Below are 24,183 nucleotides of genomic sequence, written 5' to 3'. Positions count from 1 at the left end.
TTGGCGAGGTCATGGCGCTCGCCGATCGGGTGACGGTCATCCGGCAAGGCAAGATTGCGTTCAGCGCAGCGGTTGCGGAGACAAGCGGAGAAGAGATTGCCTCCCATATCGTTGATGGTTCCAATCCGGTCGGCGGCGAGATCAGGCGCGGAACGCCCGGCCCGGTGGTTCTCGACGTTGCAGGGCTGTCGGCCGAGGCTGTCGAGAAATCCCACCCGCTCCACGACATCTCGTTTGCCGTGCATTCGGGCGAGATTGTCGGACTTGCCGGTGTTGCCGGAAATGGCCAGGTCGAATTGATGGAAGCGCTGTCCGGTCTGAGGCAGGCCAAAGGCCGTGTCGAGCTGGCAGGCATTGACCTTGGCGGTCTGGACGCGGAGCGTCGCCGCGCGGCAGGCATGGGGTACATCAGCCCCGACCGCCGGCATGAGGGGCTCGCAATCGATGCTTCGATCGAAGAAAACGCCATTGCCGGGTCACACCGGGCAAGCCCCATCTCGAACGGGTTGTGGGTTGACCGGGGAGCGATGAAACGCGTTGCGCTGGAACGGTTGAATAGGCTTTCCGTGAAATATGGCGCGCTGCGTGACCCGGTTGCCAGCCTGTCGGGGGGCAACCAGCAACGCGTCGTCTTTGCCCGCGAGACCGCTGGATCACCGCAATTGCTTCTCGTCTCCCAACCCACCCGGGGCGTGGACCTCAACGGCATCGCAGCGATCCACAGCATCTTGCGCGATTTCCGCGATGCCGACGGCGCGGTGCTGCTTGTGTCAGAGGAACTGGATGAACTGCAGATGCTGTCCGACCGCATCATGGTGATGGCGCAAGGCCGGATTGTCGGGGCGTTGGACGCGGATGCCGACAGGCGTGAGATCGGACGCCTCATGGTCATGGAAGGGGTGGGTGCGTGAGCAACTGGCTTGACCGCGGACTGGGCTTTGCCGTTCCCTTGCTGATTGCGCTGTTGGTCAGCGCCCTTGTGTTGCTGGCCATCGGGGAAAACCCGCTGGACACGTTCTCCTTGATGCTGACCGAGGGCTTTGGATCGCCGCGGCGTCTGGCCTCGACCCTATCGGCCGCAACGCCGCTTTTGTTCACCGCCGTCGGCACCGCGATCTGCTTCCGAGCCGGGGTGTTCAATGTCGGTGTCGACGGAGCATTTCTCATTGGAGGTCTCGCAGCCGTTGTTGCGGGTTTCAGCCTCCCCGCAGAGCTTGGATGGTCATTGGTTCCGATCTGCCTGGCGGTCGGTGCGCTGTTTGGCGCCGCATGGCTGTTCATTCCAGGGTGGCTGCTGGCAAGGCTGGAAGTCGATGAGGTTGTATCCACCCTCATGCTCAATTTCATTGCCGTTGCGATCACGGGGTACCTTGTCAACGGTCCCTTCCTTTCACGGCAATCCGGCAACAACGTCACTCCTCCGGTTCACGAGGCGGCCGAATTGTCACGCTTGATGCCTCCGGGCACGCTTCACAGCGGCTTCCTGCTGGCGCTCGCCGTTCTTGTTGCCTATGCCTTCTGGACCCGCCGCACTCCTGCCGGGCTTGAAGGAGCCTGGGTCGGATTGAACCGCCGGTTCTCGCGGGTTGTCGGTGTCTCGGTCCAGCGCACGATCATCCTTGCAATGGTACTGTCCGGCATTGTTGGCGGACTGGGCGGCGCCGCGCACGGGCTTGGTCAGTTGCACCGGTTCACCGACGGTTTCTCCGCCGGCTACGGGTTCACCGGCATGGCAGTCGCACTGCTGGCCCACAACTCGCCGCTGGGCATGCTGATCGGCGCTATTCTCTTCGGGGCACTCGCCTCGGCGGGAACCACGATCCAGCTCTTTTCCGATATCCCGCTCGATCTCGTGAACATCATCCAGGGCATTGTCATGATCTTCGCTGTGATTGAGCTGGGCCGCATCGGTATCCGTCGGAGGGTGAAAGCATGATCGAACAGATCCTTGCCTCCGGCGTGGTCCTTACAACCCCAATTCTTCTCGCCGCCATCGGCGGCCTGGTGAACCGGCAGGCCGGCATCGTCAACATTGCACTCGAAGGCAAGATGCTGGTCGGAGCCTTTGTTGCGATCGTTATCTCGGCTGCCACCGGCAGCTGGCTTGTCGCCACCCTGGCTGCAGCACTGGTGAGCATGGTGATCGGCTATGGCTTCTCGCTGACCATCACCCGGCTGGGCGCCAACATGATCACGGCAGGGCTCGGGCTCAATGTGCTTGCAGCCGGCGCCATCGGGTTTCTGATGAGCTATGCCTACGGATCGTCGGGCACCTTGCGCCTGCCGGACGTGGCACTGTTGCCGCACGTGTTTCCGCAGTCCGTCGAGAGCGTCCCGGTGGTCGGCCAGTTGTTGGCACATCTCGATCCGCTCACCATCCTCGCCGTTCTGGCGATTGCGGTGCTTCCGTTCCTGCTCGGTGCGACACGTTTCGGCCTGTGGATCCGCGCAACCGGAAACGCCGCACCTGTCATGCTGGCGGTCGGCCTCAAGCCTAAACTGCTGCAGGAAGCCTCGACGGCTTTCGCAGGCTTCTTTGCCGGCCTCGCCGGCGCGCAGCTCGCACTTGCATCCATCGGCATCTTCAACGAGGGCCTGACTGCAGGACGCGGCTTTATTGCCCTCGCAGCCTTCTACTTCGGACGTGACCGCCCCTGGCAGACTGCAGCCGCCTGTCTGCTGTTCGGATTGCTCGATGCCGCGCAGATCCGCATGCAGACCGTGGGGCTTCCGCCCCGGCTGATCGGCGCGCTCCCCTATCTTATGGTGCTTGTCGCTCTGGTCGTTTCCCAGATGCGCAGCCTGAGGAGAACACAATGACAAAGACTGCACTGATCGCGGTGGATATGCAGAATTCGTTTCTGCATCCCGATGGCGAAAACTTTTATCCGGTCGCGCCGGAGGTGATCGAGCCGGTCCGCGCGCTGATCCGCGCAGCGGAAGAAGGCAGCGCAATCATCGTCCACGTGTGCGACCGGCACCGCGAAGGCTTTGCCGATTTCGAGCAGCCGCGCCTCCCGGTGCACTGCATAAGCGGAGGGTTCAATGCCGAGTTCTTCGAGGGCTTCGGACCGCAGGGCCGCGCCAGGGAAATCCTGATCACGAAACGGCGCTATTCGGCGTTCTTCGCGACCGAGCTGGCCCTGTTTCTCAATGAACAGGGCGTCAAGCGTGTGGTGATCTGCGGGGTCAAGACCAACGTCTGCGTCCGGGCAACGGCGACGGATGCCTTCGCCAACGGTTTCGCGGTCAATGTTGTCGGTCCGGCGGTCAACACCAACCGGCCCAAACTCGGCGAAGCGTCACTCGAGGATATCGATCGCTACATCGGCAAGGTGGTGGACCTTGAGACCGCAAAGGATCTGCTCGCATGAGCAGATTGGTCGTTACCGGTTATGCCAGTCTCGATTTCGCGGTCGGGCTCGACGGTCAGGCGGTGGGGGATAAAACCACGCTGATCGCCGCGCGTGACCCGGAGGCTTGGCCGCGCGCCGGCGGCTGCCCGACTTACATATCGGGTGCAGCGGTTCGTGCCGGTCAGCAGGCCACCCCGGTCATGTGGGTCGGCAAGGGGGCTGAGGGCGAAGGCTTTGTCGCCAGGCTTGACGCACAGGGGATCGGCACGGAAGGGATCGGTGTGGTTGACAGCCTGCGCTCACCCACCGCGCTCCTGGTCTACCAGTCGGACGGATCCTGCATGTGCCTTTACGATCCGGCGCTGGGCCGGGCCGAAACCCTGAACCAGGCGCAGATGGACCTCATCGCATCGGCAACCCATCTCTGCGTGGCCGTCGGCCCGCACCATCTGATGGACGAGATCGTCGCACACTGTCCGGCAGATGCCCGCCTCTACTGGGCAGTGAAGAACGACCCGGATGCCTTCCCGCCGGAGCTTCGCGCAAAACTGGCCGCACGGGCGGACGTGATTTTCCATTCGGCCTCGGAACGCTCGCTTATCGGAAAGACAGCCGCCGTGCTGGTCGAAACACGCGGCAGCGATCGCGTTGTCGTCACTGCTGCGGGGCAAGCGAAGGAGCTGCTCGTGCTGCCGATTGATATCGCTGACACCACCGGTGCGGGCGACAGCTTTGCCGGCGGATACATCGCTGCGGAAATGTCCGGGGCTGACCCGGTGGAGGCCGCCGGCGCAGGAATAAAAGCAGCGGCCGCACTTCTTGCGGACCGCAAAGGGAGACGCTTATCATGAAACGAGCCTGGTACTCGGGACACAGCGCCGAAGAGTTGGGAGACAGCGCAATCCTGGTCGGCGATCCCGACCGTGTCGAGCGGATTGGCGCGCTTCTGGCCGAGCCGGTGTTCCTGCCGGTCAAACGAGGGCTGAAGACCGTCACAGGCATGTGGAACGGCAAGAAAGTCAGCATTGTCGCCTTCGGCATGGGGGCGCCGATTGCGACCATCGTGCTGCACGAATTTGCCGATCTCGGCATCAGGCGCTTCGTCCGCATCGGCACGGCTATGTACTTTCCGCCTGCAACCGGGGGCGAGTTTCTGATCTCCGACTCCGCCATAGGCTTTGACGGAACATCACCTGCCTATGGCGTGCCGACAGGCGAGCAGGTGTCAGCTGACGCAGCCCTCGTGACGGCCCTCGTGGAAGCCTCCTCCGCTGCAGGCGAGACCTCGCACCGCGGCCTCTACGCCACCTATGACGCATTCTATCGCGACATGTTCGGGATCGACGCGAAGGGCTCATCCCGCGCGGATGCCATGCGCAAGGACATGAACGCGCGTGGTGTGATGGCGCTCGATATGGAGACTTCTGCGCTGCTTGCCGCCGGCCAGGACCTCGGCCTCGCCGTCGCCACCATGTGTTACGGCACCGTCGATGCATTGAGCCAGGAGAAGCTTGGCGCCGAGGCGCTTGAAGGCGGCGAAAACCAACTTTTCCATATCGCGCTGGACGCGATCACGAGCTGAACAGACAAAAGGACAAGAACAATGAGCGATATGCCCAAGCGCTATCTCCAGACGGTCGTTGATCGTTTGAGCCAGGTGATCAACACCCAGACCGATGCAATCGAAGAAGCCGCACGCGTCTGCGCCCGATCAATCCTCGACGACAAGCTGGTATTCACCTTCGGGACCGGCCATGGATCTTTTGCCGCCATGGAAATGTACCCGCGCACCGGCACGGTCACCGGGTTTCGCCCCATCGTCGAAAGCTCGATGATCTCCTTCCACCGGGTGCTGGGTGACGCAGGCGCCCGCCAGTACCGCTTCATCCATGCACAGGAAGGCTACGGCAAGGCGATTTTTGACAGCCATCAGACCGATCCCGACGACACCATGTTGATGTTCTCCCATTCCGGCATCAATGCAGTGACGCTCGACATCGCAGTGGCTGCGAAAGAGAAGGGCATGAAGGTGATCGGGGTGACCTCGATGCCGCATTCCTCCAGCGTTCCGTCGCGTCATTCGAGTGGCAAGCGGCTTTATGAAATCGCTGACGTGGTGATCGACACCGGCGTGCCGCTGGGCGATGCAGGGATCGGGATCGAAGGAGTGAAGGGCAAGACCGGCGCAACCTCGACTTCCATCGCCATTGCCATCGGCCATGCAATCAACTCGACCACGGCCGAACTGGTCGCCGAAGCCGGCCGCGACCCCTATCTCATGGTCAGCCCCAACACCACCGAGAAGGCCGCAGCCAACGCCCAGAACGACCTGAACTATGCCGAGCTGTGGCGCCGGCTGAAGGCACGCTGAGATGGACCGCGGATTTTTCATCAACGGCCGTTGGGAATACCCCACCGGTCTCGACCGCTTCGAGATCGTCAACCCCGCCAATGGCGAACCAGTCGGTACCACGTTGCTGGCGGATGCGGCTGTGGTCGACCGCTGTGTCGATGCCGCCGAGGCAGTGGCGGCATCCTTTGCGCTGATGCCGGCGCGGACCCGCGCGGACATGTTGCGCAAGGCCGCCACATTGATCGAGGAGCGCGTCGACGATATGGCCCGCCTGCTCACCCGAGAGCAGGGCAAGCCGGTTTCCGACAACATCAAGGAGATCCTCTTCGGCTGTGAAGTCATGCGCTACTATGCCGAAGAGGCGGTGCGTGTGGGCGGTTCGATCCGTCCGGCTTCGGCGCCCAATATCCGCAACCTCGTAACCTATCACCCGATCGGGGTGGTAGCGGCAATCGTGCCATGGAACTATCCCATCGATCTCTACTGCTGGAAGATCGGTCCGGCGCTGGCCGCCGGTTGCCCGATCATTGTCAAGTCCCCGCATGAGACACCGCTGGCCATTGCCATGGTGGTCGATTGTCTGCAGGAAGCGGGCTTTCCGGCAGGCACCATCGCCGACATTCCGGGCCTCGGGCCGGTGGCCGGCGAAGCCCTGTCGTCGCATCCGCGCATCAGGGCACTGTCCGCCACCGCGTCGATCCCCGCGGGGCAGGCCATCATGCGCGCCGCTGCGGGCAACATGAAACGGCTCTGCCTCGAGCTTGGCGGCCATGCTCCCTTTGTCGTGATGGAGGACGCCGATCTCGAAGAAGCCGCACGAGCAGCCCACAGGCGCGGCTTCTCCAACATGGGTCAGATCTGCATCACCGTGAACCGCATTCTGGTGGCGGCACCTGTTGCCAGGGAGTTTGCCGATATCCTTGCATCGCTGACCGAGGAGACGGTCATCGGTGATGGGCTCGATCCCGCGATCGGCTATGGTCCTGTCCAGAACGCCGGTGTGATCGCGCGGATGGACCGGCATGTTGCCGATGCCGTGACGAAGGGCGGCCGTGTCATTGCCGGCGGTGCCCGAGCCACCGGCAGCGGATTTGACGATGGGCTGTTCTACCGCCCGACTGTCATCGCCGATGCGCCGCTCGACAGCCTGCCGATGAGCGAGGAGACCTTCGGGCCGGTGATGGGCATAGCGACGTTTGCGAGCGACGCCGAGATGCTGTCCATCGCCAACAGCCTGGAATATGGCCTTGCCGCCTACATCTTCGGCGGTGATCTCGATCGGGTCTGGTCACTGGCGGAGCGGATGGAGTTCGGCGCCGTCGGCGTGAACGTCAACGACACCAGTGATCTGCAGGCGCCGTTCGGCGGTTGGAAGATGTCGGGCTTCGGGCGTGAACTGGGGCCCGAAGGTCTCGACACCTACCTGCAGCCCAAACATCTGAAAATGCGCCTTCGTCACAGCATGTAGGTGTCCACTTCGGCCTTGGCGGGCCGGGTGGAAAGCCTGCTGCCGGAGCCGGCATAGTCTTTGGGCTTTGGCGGTTTGCTCCCACCGGCACGAAAACAGGGAGGCCGGAGAGGCCCGGAGTTCCCTTCAGGGACCAACTTTTGACCCTGCTACCGCGGCAGATCCCAGAAGTCGACGAGCATCAACGACAGTGCCGGAAATGCAATCAGGATGGCCAGCCGGATCACATCCGCCAGGATGAACGGACCCACGCCGGCATAGATCGTGCCGAGTTTCGTATCGGGCAGCATGGCCTTCATGACGAAGACATTCATGCCGATGGGCGGTGTGATCATCCCGATCTCGATCACCATGACCGTAAGGATACCCCACCAGACCGGATCGTATCCGTAGCTCAGGATCAGGGGGAAGACGAAGGGAATGGTGATCACCATGGATGAGATGGTGTCGAAGATCGCGCCCAGGATCAGGTACATGACCATCAGCAGGATCACCACCCAGATGCCCGGCAAGCCCGTGTCGCGGATACCGTTGACGATGATTTCCGGCAATCCGGAAAGCGTCACGGCATAGGTGAAGATAGAGGCGCCGATGATCATCAGGTAGATCATCGAGGTGGTTGCCGCTGTATCGCGCAGGGCCGCCCAGAAGCCGCGCCAGGAAAGACGGCGACGCGCCACGGCGATCACGAAGGCAAGAAATGCGCCCACGGCGGCGGATTCGTTGACCGAAAAGATGCCGGCATAGATACCGCCGGTGACCACGATCATGAGAATGACCGCAGCCCACCCGTTCTTGAGCGCTTTCCAACCTTCCGACCAGGGCAGAACGTCCCCCTCGGGAGCCAGTGCGGGGTTGCGGCGGACCAGGATCATGATCGTGACAATGTGCAGGCCGACCGCGAGCACTGCCGGGATCAGCGCCGCCACGAACAGTGTCTTGACGAACTGCTCCGTCAACACACCGTAGAGCACCAGGATGATCGAAGGCGGGATCAGCATGCCCAATGTGCCGCCCGCCGCGATGGAACCCGTTGCGAGGCGCTCCGAGTATTTCCTGTTCATCATCTCGGGGAGGGCAACACGGGTCATCGTGGTTGCCGTGGCGATCGACGATCCGCAGATTGCACCAAAACCGGCACAGCCGCCGATGGTCGCAATGGCCAGCCCGCCGCGCACATGGCCGATGAAGGCGTAGGCGATCCGGTAAAGATCGGCTGAAAGGCCGCCAAACGTGGCGAAGGCCCCCATGAGAAGGAACAGCGGGACGACCGAGAGCTCGAGACTGGCCACCTTGCTGACCGTCTCGGTCCCGAACAGCGACAGCGCCGGTCCAAAACTGCCGCGGATCAGTCCGAATGTCAGGACGCCGGAAACACCCATGGCCACACCGATGGGCACGTGGATGAAGATGAGAAGAAGCATCAGGGCCATGCCGAGCAGGCCAATGGTTGCGGGATCCATGACTCAGTCCTGATGTTGGGAAGCGGGATGGCCGAGAATTTCGGCGATTATGACGAAAAGCTGTGCGGGAATGCAGGCCCAGAAACAGATGCTGGCAGTCCACCACCACGGACCGATCGGCATGTTGAGGACCATGGTGGCCTGATGGCTGTCGCTCACACGCATCGCATGAAGTGTCACGAAATAGGCAATGAACAGGAACATCGCGCCGGTCAGGACCGCGCCGAGCACTTCCATTGCCCGGTTGATGCTCTCAGGCAGAAAGCTGCCAAGGACTGTGACCTTGATCTGACGACGCTCGAGAAGTCCCGCGGGGAAGGATGAAGCGATGATGATGATTGTGAGCAGGCTGGCCAGATCGTGAGCGCCGCGGATTGGACGGCCGGTGATTTCCCTTATCACGATATCGGCGACGGACATTGCCGCGACCAGCAGCAGAAACAGCACACCAAGCGTGGCCGCCGCGCGCGACATCAGCATGAAGGTCCGTTCCAGTTTCTTCATCATCTCGCCCCTTGTGGTTGACCGCAAGGGCCGAAGGCAAAGCGGCCTTCGGCCCTTCTGAACGCCTTAGCGTGTGCGGATTTCCTCGAGCTTGCTTTTGAACGCCTCCAGCAGGCCCGGTGTGGCCGCAGCGGCCACACGATCGATGACCGGTGCAACAGCCTCATCGATGCGCGCGCTATCCTCTTCGGAAGGTTGCACGACGGTGTGCTCGTCGCTGGATTCCCACTGCTCCAGGTTGCGGGCAACGGCGGGACCATAGGAAGCGATCTGGTTGTCGGCGACGATCTGGCCGCTTTGCGCCAGCAGATCCTGGACCTCGGCCGGCAGATCCTCGTAAACGCCGCGATTCATGACGATGGTAAAGACCAGCACGCCAAGCTTTGCGGCGTAATGGTTCGTCGCGACATCCGAAACCCGAAAGGTGCGGGCAACCGAAGCGTCGGTCAGCGCACCGTCAAGCAGACCGCGGTCGATCGCTTCCGCCATCTCCCCGGCGGAGGCATTTTGCGGAACGCCGCCAAGAGCTTCGACCACAGCCGTCTGGATCTGTCCGGCGACACGAAAACGCTTGCCGGCAATGTCGTCGAAAGATTTGATCTCGGGCTTCGAATGCAGCATGTAGGTGTCCGAGGTGTAGATCGCGACGACATAATAGTCCTCGTAGCCGCTGAGCTTGCCTTCCTGGTGAAGTTCCAGCGCTGCAAGCGAACCTTCCTTGACGTTGCCGATAAAGCCCGGCAGCTCGAACATGTCGAAGTCCGGATAGACCCCCGGCGTGTAGGAGGGAACGGTCAACGCCATGTCGGCCACACCGTCGGCAACCATCTGAGCCTGGGCCAGCGGGCTTCTGCCCAGCGTACCGCCGGCATAGAGTTTGATCGAGACGTCATGCGGCGCAGCCTTTTCGTTGAACCAGTCGATCCATGGCTGGTAGACTGCGGAGACGGTGGGCGATGCGGCGGGTACGAATACCGAAAACGCAAGATCCTTTGCCTGTGCAGCGGTCACGCCAAGAGCCACGACGGCTCCTGCCAGCAGGTGTGTGATAGTTCTGTTCAACATGGTTTCCTCCCTGGTTGTTAAGTCTCGTTGCAGCCGCGAATGCCTTTCCTCCGGTGGCATTCGCCTGGCTGCACCGCGGTTCCGTCAGTCATGCGTCATCAGCCCGGGTTCTTCGGGCGACCTTGCAGACAGGCAAGCGGACGCCCGGGCCTGTCTTTATCTTCCGGTCACGGCTTCCGCTGCGCCGGTTCATTCGCCGCGTCCGACGACAAAGGAAGCGATGGTGGTGGTCGAGCCGCCAATGTTGAGCAGGCCGACCCGTTTTGCGTTCTCCACCTGGCACTCATCCGCGCTGCCCGTCACCTGACGATATCCGTCGAGCATCATGCGCACACCGGTTGCACCGACCGGATGGCCGAGACCGATCAGCCCCCCCGAGGGGTTGATCGGCAGCCTGCCATCAGCGGCAATCACGCCCTCTTCCACCGCTTTCCAGGCCTCGCCTGGCTCCGTGATTCCGAAACAGTCGATGGCCGCATACTCGGTCATCGCAAAACAATCGTGGGTCTCGATCGCGTCGAGCTGGAAAGCATCAGCGATACCGGCCCGGTCGAAACACTCGCGAATCGCCTGGTGCACCTGCGGAAGCACAAAGCGGCTGTTGCGGCTTTCCTGCAATTTCTCGCTCAGAAGCATCGGTGCCGTGCGATGCCCCCACCCGTCGATCCTGGCCAGATCCGACAGTTTCAGGCCGCGGGCCTTTGCGTATTCGCGCGCACGTGCCTCGGAGGCCAGGAAGACCACGGCGGCACCATCGGTTACCTGTCCGCAATCGTTGCGGCGCACACGGCCCTCGATCACCGGATTGGCTTCATCATCCTCCTTGAAGCTCTGCTCAGAGAATTGCCAATTGCGGGTCTGCGCATTCGGGTTGCGTTTGCCGTTTGCGTAGTTGATCCGGGCGATCTCACCGAGATGGTCGTAGTTCACATAGCCGAATTTCTCGGAATAGGCCGTGATCAGGTCGGCGAATGCCGCTGGCCAGACATACTTTGCGTCGGTCCATTCCCGGCCGGCCCATGCCGCAGCACCCAGATACTCTGCGGCCTGCCGACCGGGCACATTGCGCATGTACTCGACGCCCAGAACGCAGACCAGATCGTAGCGCCCCGCCTCGATTTCTGCGCCGGCGGCCAGAATGCCCATTGACCCCGAGGCGCAGGCGGCCTCGTGACGGCTCGTTGGCACCCCGGAGAGATCCGGGTGCATGGAAGCCACCATGCCGCCCAGCTGCCCCTGGTTGCAGAACAGTTCGGCAGTGAAATTGGTGACGTGGACACTCTGGATGTCGCGGGCCTCGAGGCTGGTGGCTTCGAGACCTTCCATCAAGGTCTCAGCCATCATGGCGTCGATGCCGAGCCCTTCACGGTGCCAGTTGCGGGCAAAGTCGGTCTGTGCGCCACCGAGGATGTAAACAGGATCAGGCATGGACTGCGTTTCCTTCTTCGGCCAGTCGTCTGGTGAGTGTCTTGCGGTCGAGCTTGGCCAAGGGCGTGCGTGGCAAGGCTTCGACGAGGATCAGCCGTTCCGGCCATTTGAACTTTGCCATTTGCTTGTCGTTGCAGAAGCGTTGCACCGCCTCGAGATCAAGTGAGCAGCCATTCTCCAAGGCCGCGAACAGGCAGACCTTCTCGCCCATCCTGGCATCCGGGTAGGCTGCAACGGCGACTTCACGCACACCTGGCAAAGCCGAGAGCAGACCGTCGAGCTCGACCGGTGAAATCTTCATGCCGCCGCGAACGATCAATTCCCGCGACCTCCCGTGGAACCGGATAAGGGTGCCGCATTCGGAAATCTCGAAGAGGTCTCCGGTCGCGAAGAACCCCTCGGCGTCAATCCTGTCGTGGCGAACCCCGTCGCGGCCAAAGTAGCCCGGCATCAGCGCGGGACCGCGAATATGCATTTCACCGGTGCTGCCGGGCATTGTCAGGGTTGCTCCGGTGTCGGGGTCGACAATCTTGAACGTGCCGCCATTGGCAGTCAGGCCATCTGGCCGGTCGGACCAGCCTTCATCCCCGTCGCGGGGAAAGAAACTTGCCCGCTTGCGCGGGTCAACGACCTGTGCCGGAGATGAGCACAATTGAGCGCCTTCGTTGGAACCGAAGAAATTGAGCACCGGGATGTCGAACTTGGCGTCGAAGAAGGCAAAGACCTCCGGATCAGGTGGCGCGGAGCCCGTTCCGATGGCCTGAAGCCGGTGCAGTGCCGGATGCAGGTCCGGATCGGCTGCCTTGTCGCGCAGGTAGACGAGCACCGTCGGCGCCACCATCGTGTAGGCGATTTCCTCGGTCTTGAGCTGATCGATGAAGGTCGTCACGTCGAAGGGGTGGTGCAATATCATCGCCCCAGCTGTCCGCATCCAGCACATCATCAATCCGCCCATCGCAGCGGCGTTCACGAAGGGGAAGGGCGCAAGGATATTGGCGCCATCGGGCAGACCGAGGATGCGCCATGCGCCGAGCGAGCTCGCCATCATGTTGTTGTGGGTCTTGGGCACCGCCTTGGGAAGGCCTTCGGTGCCGGAGGTCCAGAACACCGCGAAGAGGTTGTCTGCGTCGAGTTCGACCGGCTCGGGTTTTCCCGGCGCTGCAGAAGTGTCGATGCGGGCAACTTCGGGCGGCAGGTCCTCTCCGATCCCGAGACGGATGGCCGTCGCCGGGAGTGCGTCAAGGCGCTCGGCGTAGTAGGGCTTTCCGCGCATCCGGCCAACCGAGATATAGGCGTCAAAATCCGCGATCTCGGTCATCGCACGCAATTCCGCGCCACGATAGGCGACCGAGATCGGACTCAGCACCGCTCCGATCTGCGAGATAGCGAGATAGATGAGGATCAGTTCGGAAATGTTGGGGAGCTGGGTGGCCACCAGTGAGCCGGGGCCAAGTCCGTGGCTTTGCAGGAGGGCCGCGTAGCGGTCGACTTCCCTGCGCATTTCGCCGTAGGTCAGTCGCCGGGGCGCGCCCTCGAACACCCGTGCGCGATCTGGCGGATCGACCAGCCCAAGACGCCCGGATGCGCGCTCGCAGGTGTCGCGGAACATGTCGGGGATGGTGGTGTCTCCCCAATGGCCGGATGCCCGGAAACGTTCGCTGTTGTCGGGAACGAACAGGCTCATTTGCAAAGCGCCGCCACGCGTGTCCTGGCCGCCTCGTACTCCGAGGTGAACCGGTCGATGATAGCGGCGGCAGGCTCTATGCGATCTATGCGTCCAACGCCTTGCCCAGCGCCCCAGATGCCCGACCACGGCTTGACCTTTTCGTCCTTTCGTCCCGTGAAATTCATCTTGGCGACCTTGAATTCGAGCTCTGCCGGATCAAGCCCCTGCTTGACCATCGAGGGTTTCAGCATGCTTGCGCGCGCGCCGGTGAAGGCTTTGGTGACCATCAGGTCGGTCGGGCCGCATTCGGTCAGCATCTGCCGGTATTCGTCCGACGCCAGGCTTTCTGTTGCCGGAATGAAAGCGGTGCCGACATAACCGAAATCGGCTCCCAGCACCTGTGCAGCCAGTACCGCCTCGCCTGTATTGATCGCGCCTGCCAGGGCGATGTAGCCATTGAAGAACTGCCGGACGCGTTCGGCAAAGACCAGTGGGCTCAGCTCGCCGGTGTGCCCGCCGGCGCCTGAACACACCAGAACCAGGCCATCGACCCCTGCATCCGCGGCCTTGCGCGCCAGTTCGACCGACGTGACATCGGCAAATACCAGCCCGCCATAGGTATGGACGACCGGGATGACCGGTTTCGGGCTGCCAAGCGCTGTGATGACGATGGGCGGCTGGTGTTTGGCCACCTGTTCCAGATCGGACGCAAGCCGTGGAGAGGTCGAGTGGGTGACAAGGTTGACCGCCCAGGGCGCGACCGGCCAGGCGCTTTCGGCTGGCTGCGCAACGCCGTCCCTGATGGTCTGCATCCAGTCTCCCAGTTCGGCGCTGGTGCGCAGGTTCGGGGCCGGAAAGCTGCCGACAACCCCCGCCTTGCAGCAGGCGACGACGAGCTCCGGCGATGAAACAAGAAACATCGGGGCCGCAAAGATCGGCATGCGCAAATTGGAAAGCTGATCACGAATTGTCATTCTGCCAGGGTCTCTTTCTTCATGTCGTGGCCGATGAATAAGTTCAACTGTGCTGCCACGACGTCCGGCCGTTCAAGCACGACCAGATGTCCGGCATTCTCGATTTCCACGAACCTGCCATTGGCCAGCCCTTCGGCGAGGTCGCGCCCCGCATGCGGCGGCGTCACCGTATCGTCCGCTCCGGTGATGACCAGTGCAGGACAGGTGATCTCCGAAAGAGCGGCAGTATTGTCGGGGCGTCCGGCGAGGGCGGCCTGATGGCGCTGAAAGATCTCCAGTCCCTGCGCATGCGCCATCCGCGCAATCTTCTGGCGCAGCGGAGCCTTGGCCCTGTTTTGCGGAGACAGCATTCCTGCGCAGATCGTGTCGGAAAGAGCATCAAGCCCTTCGCGCCGCGCCCATTTGACCACCTTGCCGCGCTTGGCCGCTGATTGTTCGCTGTCGGCTTCTGCGGTGCAGCCAATCAGCACCATGCCCGCAACCCGGTCAGGCTCCCGTCTGGCGATTTCGAGACAAAGATAGCTGCCCATCGACATGCCAACAAGGATCGCGCGATCCGGCAGCGCGGCTGCAATGTCTGAAGCAATCCCTTGGAAGTTGTCAGAGTCGGGCAGCTCCATCACATCCGCCGGTACGTCAATGCCCCGCAATACGTCGGCATACGCCTCCGCTGTGCAAAGCAGTCCTGGCAGACACACTAGGCGCGACATCATCAACTCCTCCCGTTAGGTAAAATTGCTAGACCAAACAGATCGGGCGGTCAATGGGATTTCACAAATTCAGTACGATGTTTCATCTGACGGAACAGGTAGCGCTATTGAAGATGCGGGTCGGTGTCCGTGTTGGGTTTGCATAGCGCCAGGCATCGAGCAGATTGCCTTGGAAATGGAGGGATCTCGACAGCAGCGCCGTCGGCGCAGCTTGACAAATGGCAGGATTTGGCAGAATTTGGTCTAGTAATATACAAAAGGAGCGCCGCGATGTCGCATGACACGCCACTGATGGTAACCGCCGCCAATGTAAGGATGGTCGCGCCCGACGGTACACCGCCGCCTGATGCTCCGGACTGGATCAAGCGGTATGACCATCCGTATCTGCATGGCGCTTTCGCACCAACCGACGTTGAGTATGATGCCGAGGATCTTGAGGTCGAGGGCGAGATCCCGTCGGATCTGTGCGGCGCCTACGTGATGAACGGCCCGTCGCAGCGTTTCGAGCCGGTCAACAGCAAGTATCATTACTATGACGGGGACGCGCAGCTCCGGGCGATCTACTTCCGTGACGGCAAGGCGACATTCCGGCAGAGATATCTGCGCAATGGCGCCTTCATCGTGGAGGACAAGGCCGGAAAGGCGATTTGGCCCGGTATTGCCGGCCCCTATGACTTCCGTCTGCCCGGTTCGCCCATTAAGGATGTCTCCAACACCGATGTTATCTTCTACAACGGCAATCTGCTGTCGTTGTGGCACATGGCAGGTGATCCCTATCAGGTCGATCCACTGACGCTGGAGACCAAGGGCCGCGAAACCCTGGGCGGCGGTCTCAGCCACAGCCTGTCTGCGCATTCCAAGACCGATCCGAACACCGGTGAACTCTTCTTCTTCAATTACCAGGACGAGCCGCCCTACATGAGCTACGGCATGGCCGATGCGCAAGGCCGGTTGAAATTCGATATCGACATCGACCTCAAGGGCCCCCGATCCCCTCATGACATGGGCCTGACCGAAAATTATGCCATCCTGCACGATCTGCCATTTTACCACGATGTCGACATTCTCAAGAACCACAACCGGCGTGTCATGGGCTTCCACCGGGACCAGCCGGCGCGGTTCGGCCTGATCGACCGTTTCGGGCGCAGTGACAAGGTGCAATGGTTCGAGGCCGAGGCCTGCTACATCCTGCACATCTCGAATTCCTGGGAAGAAGGCGACTGGGTTCATATGCTCGGTTGCCGCCAGGAAGACCCGATGCCGCAAAAGGACGCCCGCGACCATCATCTCGCATCGATGATGGCCTATCGCCGCCGCAGCCACGTGATGTATCGCTGGTCGTTCAATGTGAAGACCGGAGAGACACGAGAAGGCATGATCGACGAAACCAACACCGAGTTTCCGACGATCAATTCCCACATGACCGGACGAAAAACCCGCTACAGCTTCAACCAGGTCATTCCGGTTCCGCACGAAGGCAGTCTCGAGGGACGGTGCCAGACATTCAACGGCCTGCTGCGCTATGATCTGGAGACGGGCGCGACGCAGCGCTACGATTATGGTGACGGTGTCTATGGTTCGGAAGCACCGGTGGCGGCGGCCCTTGGTCAGGGCCATTCAGGGGATGAGACCAGAGCCTATCCCGTCATGTTCACGACCGACAGCAATGACTGGACGTCCTACTGCCTGATTTTCGATGCCGCCGACATTACCGCTCCCATTGCCCGGGTGAAAATCCCGAGGCGGATCAGCATTGGATTCCACACGACATGGGTGGACGGATCCGAGATTTGGGACGTATGACAGGTCCTGGATGACAATTCCGGACAATATCGGGATTGCACGTCCGGTCGCGGATGCACACTGCGTGCGACCGGTCGCGTGGCGGAAGGTGGGGGCGTGAATCAGATCAACCGGGATACCGTCGCAGGACCTCCGACAACATCGTTGCGCCGGGCCCTGCGCATTCTGGGCGACCCGTGGACCATGCTCATCCTCAAGGAAGCCTATAATGGCGACCGCCGTTTCGGTGGATTTCAGAAGAAGCTCAACATACCCAAGCAGACGCTGTCCTTGCGACTGGCGCATCTGTGCCATGAGCAGATGATGTATCGCCGGCAGGTCAGCCCGACCCACACGACGCTCGAATATGCTCTGACGGCCAAGGCTTTTGATCTGCAGGATGCGATGTACTCGATCTGGCTCTGGCATGAAGCCAATCCGAGCGATGTCAGCGTTCTGCCGTTCGAGATCGTCCACCGCAGCTGTGGACAGCGTATCAGCGCGCGCTATCGCTGCACCCATTGCCGGAACGAGGTGCTGAGTGAGAGCGTGACGGTCGAGCACACCCAGCCGTTGCAGTTTGATCCGCGCGACAGGCTTTCGCGCCGCAACGATAAAGCCGTCACCGCGGCCGGGGATCTGGGAGCCGAAAAGATGGTGGCGGCGTCCCTCGTCGGTGACATTGCCTGCAATGAAATCCTCTACACGCTGTTTCGATCCCCGTCCCACCTCAAGGCGATTGCCGACGGCCTTGATCTGGGGATGTCGGTCGCTCGCGGCCGGTTGGAGAAGCTGCGCCTTCTCGGGTTGGTCGAAGAGCGCCAGGACGGTCGCAAGCTGACCTATTCGGTTCTGCCCAAGGCAGAAAGATTCTACCCTCTGCTGCTGAGCATCGCCGACTGGGGAGACCGCTGGTGCAATGATGGCCAGCCACCGCCGGAGTTGCGTGTTCATTCATGCGGTGAACTGGTCCACGGCCGTTTCTGCTGCGATCATTGCGGCGGCTGGATCGGTCGCGAGAACGTCTATGTACGGCCGCGGCAAGACAACAGCGACGGGGAGGGGAGTTGATGACCGACGAGCCCGATGAACCTGACACCGACGCCGCCGATCCGAAATTCGTCACGGCCCTTGCCCGCGGACTGGGGCTGCTGAGCTGCTTCCGCAAGAACGAGGTGGAGCTGTCGAACCACGCCTTCGTCGAACGCACCGGGCTGCCCAAGGCCACCGTGACGCGGATGACCTATACGCTGTGCAAGCTCGGCTATCTGGTCCAGTCCGAGCCGGGGGGGCTCTACAGGCTCGGCCCCGGTGTTCTGCGCCTGGGTTTCGGGGCGCTGGCGTCGACTGACCTGAAGGACCGTGCCGAGGTGGAACTGAGGGATCTGTGCGCTGGCGACAATCCCAATGTCGCCGCGGCCATTGCCGAACGCCACGACCTTTCGGCTGTCTATCTGGTCACCCATCGCGCGCCCTCTGCCATTCTGACGGCGTTTTACCTTGGGGCGCAGGTGCCTCTTTTCTCCACCTCCATCGGACGGGCGCTTTTGATGGGGCTCTCCGAAAACAAGCGCGAGGAACTGCTGGTCCGGGCTTTTGACCGCGCCGCTTCTGACGAGGAGCGCGCCCGGTTGACCCATGGTCTTGCCCGTGCACGGGCGGACTACGAGGCTTACGGCTTCTGCACCTCGTTCAGCGAATGGCGCAAGGAAATCAACGGAATTGCAGCCCCCATCGTGCCGGTCGAGGGTGACCGTGTCTTTGCCCTCAATGTCGGCGGAGTGGCCTTCCTGAACAGCGCCGAGGAATTGATGGAAACCCGGGCACAGCGTCTGCTGCGCGCAGCCCACAACCTGAGCCTGAGGCCGATGGACAATGACTGAACATCCGGAAACCGTCGAACCCTTCGCCAGCGCCTACGGCTTTCAGGATCTCATCGGATTTCGCAAGACCGAGTTCCGGGAGGGCTATGCGCGTTTTGAACTCGATCTCGGCCCCCAGCACATGAACCGGGCTATGGTGCCGCACGGGGGTGTTCATTGCAGTCTGCTCGATACAGCTCTGGGTGCTGCGGGGGTCTACAAGGGCTTGCCGAACGATTTTCGCCGGGCGGTGACGCTCAACCTCAACGTGAGCTATCTCGCAGCGCCGAAGGGCCGCATGCTGATTGCCGAAGGGCGGCGCGTGGGCGGCGGCAAGACCATCTACTTTTCGGAAGGTCATGTCGAAGACGACACTGGCCTGATCCTGGCCCGCGCGTCAGGCACCTTCCGCCTTCTTGATCGGTCGCATTGAGCCGGTTGCGGAAAACTCGTCCGGTAAGCGCCACCCCGATCCCTCAAGCCGCGACTTGAAGCCCGGGTTCGGTGCCGTCTTGGGGCGCAGCCCGCTCTGCCAAGCCTGTTCTGACCGGATATCAGGGTGTTGAACAGGAATCCCGCACGATGAGATCCCCATGCAGCAGCGTTTCTTTGGCTGTAACAGTTCGCGTCGAAAGCGCATCGAGAAGATGTGACATTGCCAGTTCGCCGATCTGCCCGCGCGGCTGACGGACCGTCGTCAGCGACGGTGAGATATTCCTGGAGAACGGAATGTCATCGAACCCGACAACCGAAAAATCCTGTGGTACCTGGTATCCACGCGCCTGCAGCGAGCCGATCACACCGATGGCACTGCTGTCGTTGAAGCAGAAGAATGCTGTCGGCAGGCTGTCGCGAATGAAAAGGCGTTCGACCGCGGCACGGCCGCCTTCACTGGTGCCGTCGCCCTGGACGTGCCACGCCGAACCGGCATCATGAGCCTCGCCGAAGGCCAGGCAGTATCCGCGATACCGCAATTCGGACACGGCATCGCCATGCGGCCCCGAAACATAGACGATGCGTTTGTGACCAAGCGACATCAGATACTCGGTCGCCACTTTCGAGCCATTGACGTCGTCAACGCCCACATAGGCGATGCTTTCGTGCATCACCGGTCGTGACACCGCAACCATCGGTGGAAGGGCGGCCTTGGGATTTTTTGGCCAGCCGGCGACGGGAACATGCCCTGACATGAGAACAAGACCATCGGCCATGCCTGTGGACAGGAAGCGAAGATACTTCTCCTCCATGGCGACATCACCCTCGGTGTTGCCGATCAACAGGCCATAGCCCCGGGCATTCGCCACCTTTTCGAGTCCGGTGAGGATGCCGGGAAAATTGGGGTCGGAGATGGACTGGGCGAGCACCATCACCATCTGCGATCTCTGCATGCGCAGGTTCTGCGCCATGGCATTGGCGGTGTATCCCGTGTGCGCGATAGCGGCCGTTACCCTTTTTCGGGTGCTTTCAGCGACTTTCTCCGGGTTCCTTATCGCGCGGCTCACCGTGGCAATCGAAACGCCGGCAAGCTTTGCAACATCCTCGATTGTCGCTGGCTTGATCGGTTGTTCTTCCAATTTTTCCTACGCTTTCCACTAGCCGGCGCCCAAGAAGAAGCATCGAGAATCGCGATTGCGGCTCCGCAACATAGCCAAGGTTTGCATTTATGAAAAGGTTTTCAGAATTCTATGAAAAGGTTTACATATTGAATGAAAAGGTTTACATAACGATGGTCGATTGAGGAGTCGGCCAATATCGTGGGGGGAGGCGGAGCATGCAAGAGGCGGCCAGCATCGAGGCATCGGTGCTTTCAGCGGAGAGCGTTAGCAAGTCGTTCGGCACTGTTCCCGTGCTGTTCAGCGTGAGCTTTGACATCCGGGCCGGCGAAGTTCATGCGCTGATCGGCGAAAACGGCGCCGGCAAATCCACCTTGATGAAGATCCTTTCGGGATTCCACGACACCACCTCCGGTGCGATCCGGCTTGACGGTGAGGAAATCCAGCTCCCCGGCAATGGCCAGGCCGAAGCCCTGGGCATCGTTCTCATCCATCAGGAGCTGAATCTCGCCGAGCAGATGACGGTGACTGAAAACATCTTTCTCGGTCGCGAATTGTCGCGCAACGGCCTGCTCAATCGCGCCGAAATGGCGCGTCGGGTCGGCGTGATGCTGGCTGAAGTGGGACTGGATGTCTCGCCGAAGGCCCGGATTTCCGATTTGTCCATCGCCCAGAAGCAGATGGTGGAGATCGTCAAGGCAATGAGCCGCAATGCCCGTGTGCTGATCATGGACGAGCCCACCGCCGTCCTGACGGATGCCGAGACCGAGCTGTTCTTCAAGCAGGTGCGCAAGCTGAAGGCGAGCGGAACTGCGATTGTGTTCGTTTCCCACAAGCTGCACGAGGTCATGGAGATCGCCGACCGGATAACCATCCTGCGCGACGGGCAGTGGATCACCACCAAGCAGACGGCCGAGTTCACGCTCGACAGCATGGCGCAGATGATGGTCGGGCGCGAATTGTCGGATTTCTATCCGCCGATGAATGAAGCCGATGTCGATGCGGAAGTGGTTCTGAGTGTTCGCGGCATGACGACGAAAAACCTTCGCAATGTGTCCTTCGATCTGCGCAAGGGCGAGGTCTTGGGTTTCTTCGGTCTCATCGGCTCCGGGCGAACGGAACTCTTCGAAACCATTTGCTGCCTGGGAGAGAAGGCCGCGGGAACCGTCTCTTTATCCGGGGTGGAATCGTCGCATGCTTCCGTTGCGGAAATGCGCGATGCCGGGATTGTCTATCTCACCAAGGACCGGAAGGAGAAGGGCCTGCTGATGGAGCAGGGCATGGGCCCGAATATCACGCTCCTTGCCCTGCCCAGGTTCATCCGCCATTTCATGCTCGACCGGACCGCCGAACAGAAGGCCCTGGAACGCGGCATTCGCCGCTTCGACATCCGCGCTCGAGACCCGAAAGCGCGCGCTCGCGAACTCTCGGGCGGCAACCAGCAGAAGCTGCTGCTTGCCAAGATCATGGAAGCCGAGCCGCGTATTGTTGTCATTGATGAGCCCACCCGCGGCATCGACGTGGGCACCAAACAGCAAATCTACCATTTCATCGCAGCACTCGCCGCAGAGGGGATTTCCGTTGTGGTGATCTCCTCCGAGATGCCGGAGATCATCGGGATCTGTCACCGTGTTCTGGTCATGCGCTCTGGCCGGATCACCGGTGAACTGACCGGCGAGGCAATCAACGAAAATGAAATCGTGCGCTATGCCGCAGGCTTGAAAGAGGAGACCTTCCGTGGCTGATACAATTGCGCCCCAACCCGCGGCACGCAGGGCGACATCGCTGGATATCAAGACGCTGGGTCCGGCAATCGCCCTGATCCTGTTATGTGTGATCGGCTTTCTCCTGAACCCCGCCTTCCTGAGCGAAGGCAACATCACCAACCTTCTCACGCGATCCGCATTCATCGGCATCATCGCCGTCGGGGCAACATTCGTGATTACAGCCGGCGGCATCGACCTGTCGGTCGGGTCGATGGCGGCGGTAATCGCCGGGGTGATGATCATCGTGATGAACAACACGATCGACACTTTTGGCACCGGGATCGCCACAGTGCTGATCGGTTGCTTCTGCAGCATCATCCTTGGGCTCGGGGCGGGGTGGGCCAACGGAATGCTGACCACCAAGGGGAAGATTGAAGCCTTTATCGTCACCCTCGGGACGATGGGGATCTTCCGGTCGCTGGTTACCTATTTCGCGGACGGCGGCACCCTGTCACTTGATTATGGTATCCGCGACACATACCGGCCGGTCTACTATGACAGTTTCATGGGATTGCCGATCCCGGTCTGGGTTTTCATCATGGTCGCCATTGCCGGCTGGGTCCTGCTCAACTGGACCGCGTTCGGCCGCTACTGCACCGCGATCGGATCGAACGAAGCGGTCGCGAGATACTCCGCCATCAAGGTCGACCGGATCAAGACGTGGACCTATGTGTTGCAGGGCCTTTGCGTGTCGCTGGCAACGATCATCTATGTGCCACGCCTTGGATCGGCCTCCTCGTCAACGGGCGTTTTGTGGGAACTGGAAGCGATTGCGGCGGTGATCATCGGAGGAACCGTGCTCAAGGGCGGTTACGGCCGCATCGGCGGCACCATTTTGGGCGCTCTCATCCTGACGACGATCGGAAACATCCTCAATTTCACGGATGTGATCTCAAACTACCTCAATGGCACCATGCAGGGTCTGATCATCATTGTCGCCGTCTGGCTTCAGCGTGGCGACTGGGGCCGGAAGGGCCGGACAAAACTCTGATTTGAGAATTCGCACGTCACAGGCCAGCAGGCCGGCGTTGTGGAGAACCGGGTTTCCCGGAACGGGAAATCTCGCCCTAAAATTAAACAATGGAGGAAGAAATGAGAGGAAGAATAGCATTGATGGCCCTGGCACTTGGCGGTGCCCTGGGCCTGGCCGGCGCGGCCGTCGCCCAGGAAAAGATAAAGATCGGCGTGTCCTATCCGACACCAACCCACGCATGGGCAGCGGGCATGAACTGGCACGCCGAAAATGCCGAGAAGAGACTCGAAGCGCTCTATCCCGACATCGATCTCATTCTCGTCAATTCGCCGGACCCGGGTGCCCAGGCAAGTGCGCTGGAGGATCTTGTTTCGGTTCACCAGATCGATGCACTCGTCGTGCTTCCCTTTGAATCCGAGCCGCTGACCGATCCGGTTCTCAACGTCAAGAAATCCGGAGCGCTCATTACCGTTGTTGACCGCGGATTGAGCCAGCCCGGCATCGAAGACATCTACGTGGCAGGCAACAACCCGGAACTGGGTCGCGTGTCGGCGGTTTACATGAAGTCCCGGTTGAAGGAGGGCGACAACATTGTCGTGCTTCGCGGTATCCCGACACTGATCGACAATGAACGTTTTGATGCGTTCATGGCCGAGATCGAAGGTTCCGGCATCAACGTGCTGGATCACAAGCACGCCAACTGGAACCGTGACGACGGCTTCGATGTCATGCAGGACTTCCTGAGCCGGTTCCCGGACATCGACGCCGTCTGGGCGCAGGACGACGACATCGCCATTGGCGTGGTTGCCGCCCTCAAGCAGGCCGGCCGTGATGGCGACGGCATGTTTGTCGTCGGCGGCGCCGGAATGAAGGAGACGATCAAGGGCATCATGGATGGCAACGAACTGGTGCCGGTCGATGTTCTCTATCCGCCGGCAATGATCGCCACCGCGATGGATGTGACGGTTGCCGCCTTCAAGTCCAACGGTCCGGTCGCCGGCCGCTACATCCTGGGTGCGACCCTGATCACCCCGGAGAATGCCGAGCAGTTCTATTTCCCGGACTCGCCGTTCTGATCAGCCACCAAGCAATACGGGCGGGGGAAGTCCTTCACTTCTCCCGCCTCATATCCCGAGGAGGAAACCAATGAGAACGATCAAGGGGCCGGCGTTGTTCCTGGCGCAGTTTGCCGGCGATGAAGCGCCGTTCAATTCGTGGGAGTCGATCACCAAGTGGGCGGCGGATTGCGGCTACAAGGGG

Annotated in this window: 23 protein-coding genes and 1 pseudogene; 16 read left to right on the top strand and 8 right to left on the bottom strand. The window is 61.2% G+C overall.

The annotated features are described in order from the left end of the window. Window positions 1–11 precede the first annotated feature (11 nt). Genes GTW23_RS23570 through GTW23_RS19425 form a run of 8 tightly spaced genes read left to right on the top strand, consistent with a single transcriptional unit; the run spans window position 12 to window position 7,177 of the window. Window positions 12–911 (top strand): ATP-binding cassette domain-containing protein, encoded by a 900-nt coding sequence (locus GTW23_RS23570; RefSeq protein WP_425602795.1) that lies wholly within the window; start codon window positions 12–14, stop codon window positions 909–911. Then, window positions 908–1,936, top strand: coding sequence for an ABC transporter permease (locus GTW23_RS19455; RefSeq protein ID WP_252917037.1), 1,029 nt, complete (start codon window positions 908–910; stop codon window positions 1,934–1,936). The genes GTW23_RS23570 and GTW23_RS19455 overlap by 4 nt, the downstream gene beginning before the upstream one ends. Next, window positions 1,933–2,820, top strand: coding sequence for an ABC transporter permease (locus GTW23_RS19450; RefSeq protein WP_252917035.1), 888 nt, complete (start codon window positions 1,933–1,935; stop codon window positions 2,818–2,820). Before GTW23_RS19455 ends, GTW23_RS19450 begins: the two co-directional genes overlap by 4 nt. Then, window positions 2,817–3,374 carry a cysteine hydrolase family protein gene (locus GTW23_RS19445; RefSeq protein ID WP_252917033.1) on the top strand — a complete coding sequence of 186 codons (558 nt, stop codon included), beginning with the start codon at window positions 2,817–2,819 and terminating at the stop codon, window positions 3,372–3,374. The genes GTW23_RS19450 and GTW23_RS19445 overlap by 4 nt, the downstream gene beginning before the upstream one ends. After that, the gene (locus GTW23_RS19440) at window positions 3,371–4,207 is read left to right on the top strand and encodes a carbohydrate kinase family protein (protein ID WP_252917032.1); all 837 of its coding nucleotides are present in this window, start codon (window positions 3,371–3,373) and stop codon (window positions 4,205–4,207) included. The genes GTW23_RS19445 and GTW23_RS19440 overlap by 4 nt, the downstream gene beginning before the upstream one ends. Continuing rightward, window positions 4,204–4,938 (top strand): phosphorylase family protein, encoded by a 735-nt coding sequence (locus tag GTW23_RS19435; protein ID WP_152009749.1) that lies wholly within the window; start codon window positions 4,204–4,206, stop codon window positions 4,936–4,938. Before GTW23_RS19440 ends, GTW23_RS19435 begins: the two co-directional genes overlap by 4 nt. A 21-nt stretch (window positions 4,939–4,959) precedes the next feature. Further along, entirely contained in the window at window positions 4,960–5,727 is a 768-nt protein-coding gene (locus GTW23_RS19430; RefSeq protein WP_252917031.1) for a sugar isomerase domain-containing protein, read from the top strand. A gap of 1 nt (window position 5,728) precedes the next feature. Beyond that, on the top strand, window positions 5,729–7,177 hold the full coding sequence (locus GTW23_RS19425; protein ID WP_252917030.1) for an aldehyde dehydrogenase family protein: 1,449 nt from the start codon (window positions 5,729–5,731) through the stop codon (window positions 7,175–7,177). Between the two features lie 149 nt (window positions 7,178–7,326). On the opposite strand, the gene GTW23_RS19420 is transcribed toward GTW23_RS19425, so the two are convergent. The 7 genes from GTW23_RS19420 to GTW23_RS19390 all read right to left on the bottom strand — a co-directional run bounded on the left by GTW23_RS19420 (window position 7,327) and on the right by GTW23_RS19390 (window position 14,990). Then, the gene (locus GTW23_RS19420) at window positions 7,327–8,640 is read right to left on the bottom strand and encodes a TRAP transporter large permease (protein ID WP_152009746.1); all 1,314 of its coding nucleotides are present in this window, start codon (window positions 8,638–8,640) and stop codon (window positions 7,327–7,329) included. Window positions 8,641–8,643: 3 nt separating this feature from the next. Continuing rightward, on the bottom strand, window positions 8,644–9,144 hold the full coding sequence (locus GTW23_RS19415) for a TRAP transporter small permease subunit (protein WP_252917029.1): 501 nt from the start codon (window positions 9,142–9,144) through the stop codon (window positions 8,644–8,646). A 66-nt stretch (window positions 9,145–9,210) separates the two neighbouring features. Next, window positions 9,211–10,209 carry a TRAP transporter substrate-binding protein gene (locus tag GTW23_RS19410; protein ID WP_193217317.1) on the bottom strand — a complete coding sequence of 333 codons (999 nt, stop codon included), beginning with the start codon at window positions 10,207–10,209 and terminating at the stop codon, window positions 9,211–9,213. A 189-nt stretch (window positions 10,210–10,398) separates the two neighbouring features. Then, on the bottom strand, window positions 10,399–11,637 hold the full coding sequence (locus GTW23_RS19405) for an acetyl-CoA acetyltransferase (protein ID WP_152009743.1): 1,239 nt from the start codon (window positions 11,635–11,637) through the stop codon (window positions 10,399–10,401). Next, window positions 11,630–13,321 carry a class I adenylate-forming enzyme family protein gene (locus GTW23_RS19400; protein WP_252917028.1) on the bottom strand — a complete coding sequence of 564 codons (1,692 nt, stop codon included), beginning with the start codon at window positions 13,319–13,321 and terminating at the stop codon, window positions 11,630–11,632. The genes GTW23_RS19405 and GTW23_RS19400 overlap by 8 nt, the downstream gene beginning before the upstream one ends. Beyond that, a complete protein-coding gene (locus tag GTW23_RS19395; RefSeq protein ID WP_152009741.1) occupies window positions 13,318–14,277 on the bottom strand; it encodes an NAD(P)H-dependent flavin oxidoreductase in 960 nt (319 codons plus the stop codon). Before GTW23_RS19395 ends, GTW23_RS19400 begins: the two co-directional genes overlap by 4 nt. After that, window positions 14,274–14,990, bottom strand: coding sequence for an alpha/beta fold hydrolase (locus GTW23_RS19390; RefSeq protein WP_252917479.1), 717 nt, complete (start codon window positions 14,988–14,990; stop codon window positions 14,274–14,276). The genes GTW23_RS19395 and GTW23_RS19390 overlap by 4 nt, the downstream gene beginning before the upstream one ends. Before the next feature lie 267 nt (window positions 14,991–15,257). Here GTW23_RS19390 and GTW23_RS19385 point away from each other — a divergent pair, with 267 nt between their 5' ends. From GTW23_RS19385 to GTW23_RS19370, 4 genes are all read left to right on the top strand, one after another. Further along, complete coding sequence (locus GTW23_RS19385) at window positions 15,258–16,790, top strand: carotenoid oxygenase family protein (RefSeq protein WP_252917025.1); 1,533 nt, start codon at window positions 15,258–15,260, stop codon at window positions 16,788–16,790. A gap of 96 nt (window positions 16,791–16,886) precedes the next feature. Then, window positions 16,887–17,840 (top strand): winged helix-turn-helix transcriptional regulator, encoded by a 954-nt coding sequence (locus GTW23_RS19380; protein ID WP_252917023.1) that lies wholly within the window; start codon window positions 16,887–16,889, stop codon window positions 17,838–17,840. Further along, a complete protein-coding gene (locus GTW23_RS19375; RefSeq protein WP_252917022.1) occupies window positions 17,840–18,652 on the top strand; it encodes an IclR family transcriptional regulator in 813 nt (270 codons plus the stop codon). The genes GTW23_RS19380 and GTW23_RS19375 overlap by 1 nt, the downstream gene beginning before the upstream one ends. Beyond that, entirely contained in the window at window positions 18,645–19,064 is a 420-nt protein-coding gene (locus GTW23_RS19370; protein ID WP_252917021.1) for a PaaI family thioesterase, read from the top strand. Before GTW23_RS19375 ends, GTW23_RS19370 begins: the two co-directional genes overlap by 8 nt. Before the next feature lie 121 nt (window positions 19,065–19,185). Here GTW23_RS19370 and GTW23_RS19365 read toward each other — a convergent pair whose 3' ends face one another. Further along, window positions 19,186–20,205 carry a LacI family DNA-binding transcriptional regulator gene (locus GTW23_RS19365; protein WP_152009735.1) on the bottom strand — a complete coding sequence of 340 codons (1,020 nt, stop codon included), beginning with the start codon at window positions 20,203–20,205 and terminating at the stop codon, window positions 19,186–19,188. A gap of 197 nt (window positions 20,206–20,402) precedes the next feature. On the opposite strand from GTW23_RS19365, the gene GTW23_RS19360 reads away from it, so the two are divergent. The 4 genes and pseudogenes from GTW23_RS19360 to GTW23_RS19345 form a co-directional block, all read left to right on the top strand. Next, window positions 20,403–21,929, top strand: coding sequence for a sugar ABC transporter ATP-binding protein (locus GTW23_RS19360; RefSeq protein WP_152009734.1), 1,527 nt, complete (start codon window positions 20,403–20,405; stop codon window positions 21,927–21,929). Further along, a complete protein-coding gene (locus GTW23_RS19355) occupies window positions 21,922–22,941 on the top strand; it encodes an ABC transporter permease (protein WP_152009733.1) in 1,020 nt (339 codons plus the stop codon). Before GTW23_RS19360 ends, GTW23_RS19355 begins: the two co-directional genes overlap by 8 nt. Window positions 22,942–23,042: 101 nt before the next feature. Then, window positions 23,043–23,999 carry a substrate-binding domain-containing protein gene (locus GTW23_RS19350; protein ID WP_152009732.1) on the top strand — a complete coding sequence of 319 codons (957 nt, stop codon included), beginning with the start codon at window positions 23,043–23,045 and terminating at the stop codon, window positions 23,997–23,999. 70 nt (window positions 24,000–24,069) lie between these two features. Further along, a pseudogene (locus GTW23_RS19345) lies at window positions 24,070–24,183 on the top strand (sugar phosphate isomerase/epimerase); the annotation flags it as partial.

Origin of the sequence: Parahoeflea alexandrii, from assembly GCF_024105735.1 — a bacterium.
Lineage (GTDB): Bacteria > Pseudomonadota > Alphaproteobacteria > Rhizobiales > Rhizobiaceae > Hoeflea > Hoeflea alexandrii.
The sequence above is the reverse complement of the archived record's forward strand: the minus strand, read 5'-3'. Positions and strand labels throughout refer to the sequence as shown.

Excerpts from the sequence above, each read along its gene's own strand:
- GTW23_RS19410 (WP_193217317.1), bottom strand. The coding sequence starts at position 10,209 with ATGTTGAACAGAACTATCACACACCTGCTGGCAGGAGCCGTCGTGGCT.
- GTW23_RS19385 (WP_252917025.1), top strand. The coding sequence starts at position 15,258 with ATGTCGCATGACACGCCACTGATGGTAACCGCCGCCAATGTAAGGATG.
- GTW23_RS19390 (WP_252917479.1), bottom strand. The coding sequence starts at position 14,990 with ATGATGTCGCGCCTAGTGTGTCTGCCAGGACTGCTTTGCACAGCGGAG.
- GTW23_RS19450 (WP_252917035.1), top strand. The coding sequence starts at position 1,933 with ATGATCGAACAGATCCTTGCCTCCGGCGTGGTCCTTACAACCCCAATT.
- GTW23_RS19395 (WP_152009741.1), bottom strand. The coding sequence starts at position 14,277 with ATGACAATTCGTGATCAGCTTTCCAATTTGCGCATGCCGATCTTTGCG.
- GTW23_RS19425 (WP_252917030.1), top strand. The coding sequence starts at position 5,729 with ATGGACCGCGGATTTTTCATCAACGGCCGTTGGGAATACCCCACCGGT.
- GTW23_RS19430 (WP_252917031.1), top strand. The coding sequence starts at position 4,960 with ATGAGCGATATGCCCAAGCGCTATCTCCAGACGGTCGTTGATCGTTTG.
- GTW23_RS19445 (WP_252917033.1), top strand. The coding sequence starts at position 2,817 with ATGACAAAGACTGCACTGATCGCGGTGGATATGCAGAATTCGTTTCTG.
- GTW23_RS19375 (WP_252917022.1), top strand. The coding sequence starts at position 17,840 with ATGACCGACGAGCCCGATGAACCTGACACCGACGCCGCCGATCCGAAA.
- GTW23_RS19435 (WP_152009749.1), top strand. The coding sequence starts at position 4,204 with ATGAAACGAGCCTGGTACTCGGGACACAGCGCCGAAGAGTTGGGAGAC.
- GTW23_RS19370 (WP_252917021.1), top strand. The coding sequence starts at position 18,645 with ATGACTGAACATCCGGAAACCGTCGAACCCTTCGCCAGCGCCTACGGC.
- GTW23_RS19360 (WP_152009734.1), top strand. The coding sequence starts at position 20,403 with ATGCAAGAGGCGGCCAGCATCGAGGCATCGGTGCTTTCAGCGGAGAGC.
- GTW23_RS19415 (WP_252917029.1), bottom strand. The coding sequence starts at position 9,144 with ATGAAGAAACTGGAACGGACCTTCATGCTGATGTCGCGCGCGGCGGCC.
- GTW23_RS19400 (WP_252917028.1), bottom strand. The coding sequence starts at position 13,321 with ATGAGCCTGTTCGTTCCCGACAACAGCGAACGTTTCCGGGCATCCGGC.
- GTW23_RS19420 (WP_152009746.1), bottom strand. The coding sequence starts at position 8,640 with ATGGATCCCGCAACCATTGGCCTGCTCGGCATGGCCCTGATGCTTCTT.
- GTW23_RS19350 (WP_152009732.1), top strand. The coding sequence starts at position 23,043 with ATGAGAGGAAGAATAGCATTGATGGCCCTGGCACTTGGCGGTGCCCTG.
- GTW23_RS23570 (WP_425602795.1), top strand. The coding sequence starts at position 12 with ATGGCGCTCGCCGATCGGGTGACGGTCATCCGGCAAGGCAAGATTGCG.
- GTW23_RS19405 (WP_152009743.1), bottom strand. The coding sequence starts at position 11,637 with ATGCCTGATCCTGTTTACATCCTCGGTGGCGCACAGACCGACTTTGCC.
- GTW23_RS19440 (WP_252917032.1), top strand. The coding sequence starts at position 3,371 with ATGAGCAGATTGGTCGTTACCGGTTATGCCAGTCTCGATTTCGCGGTC.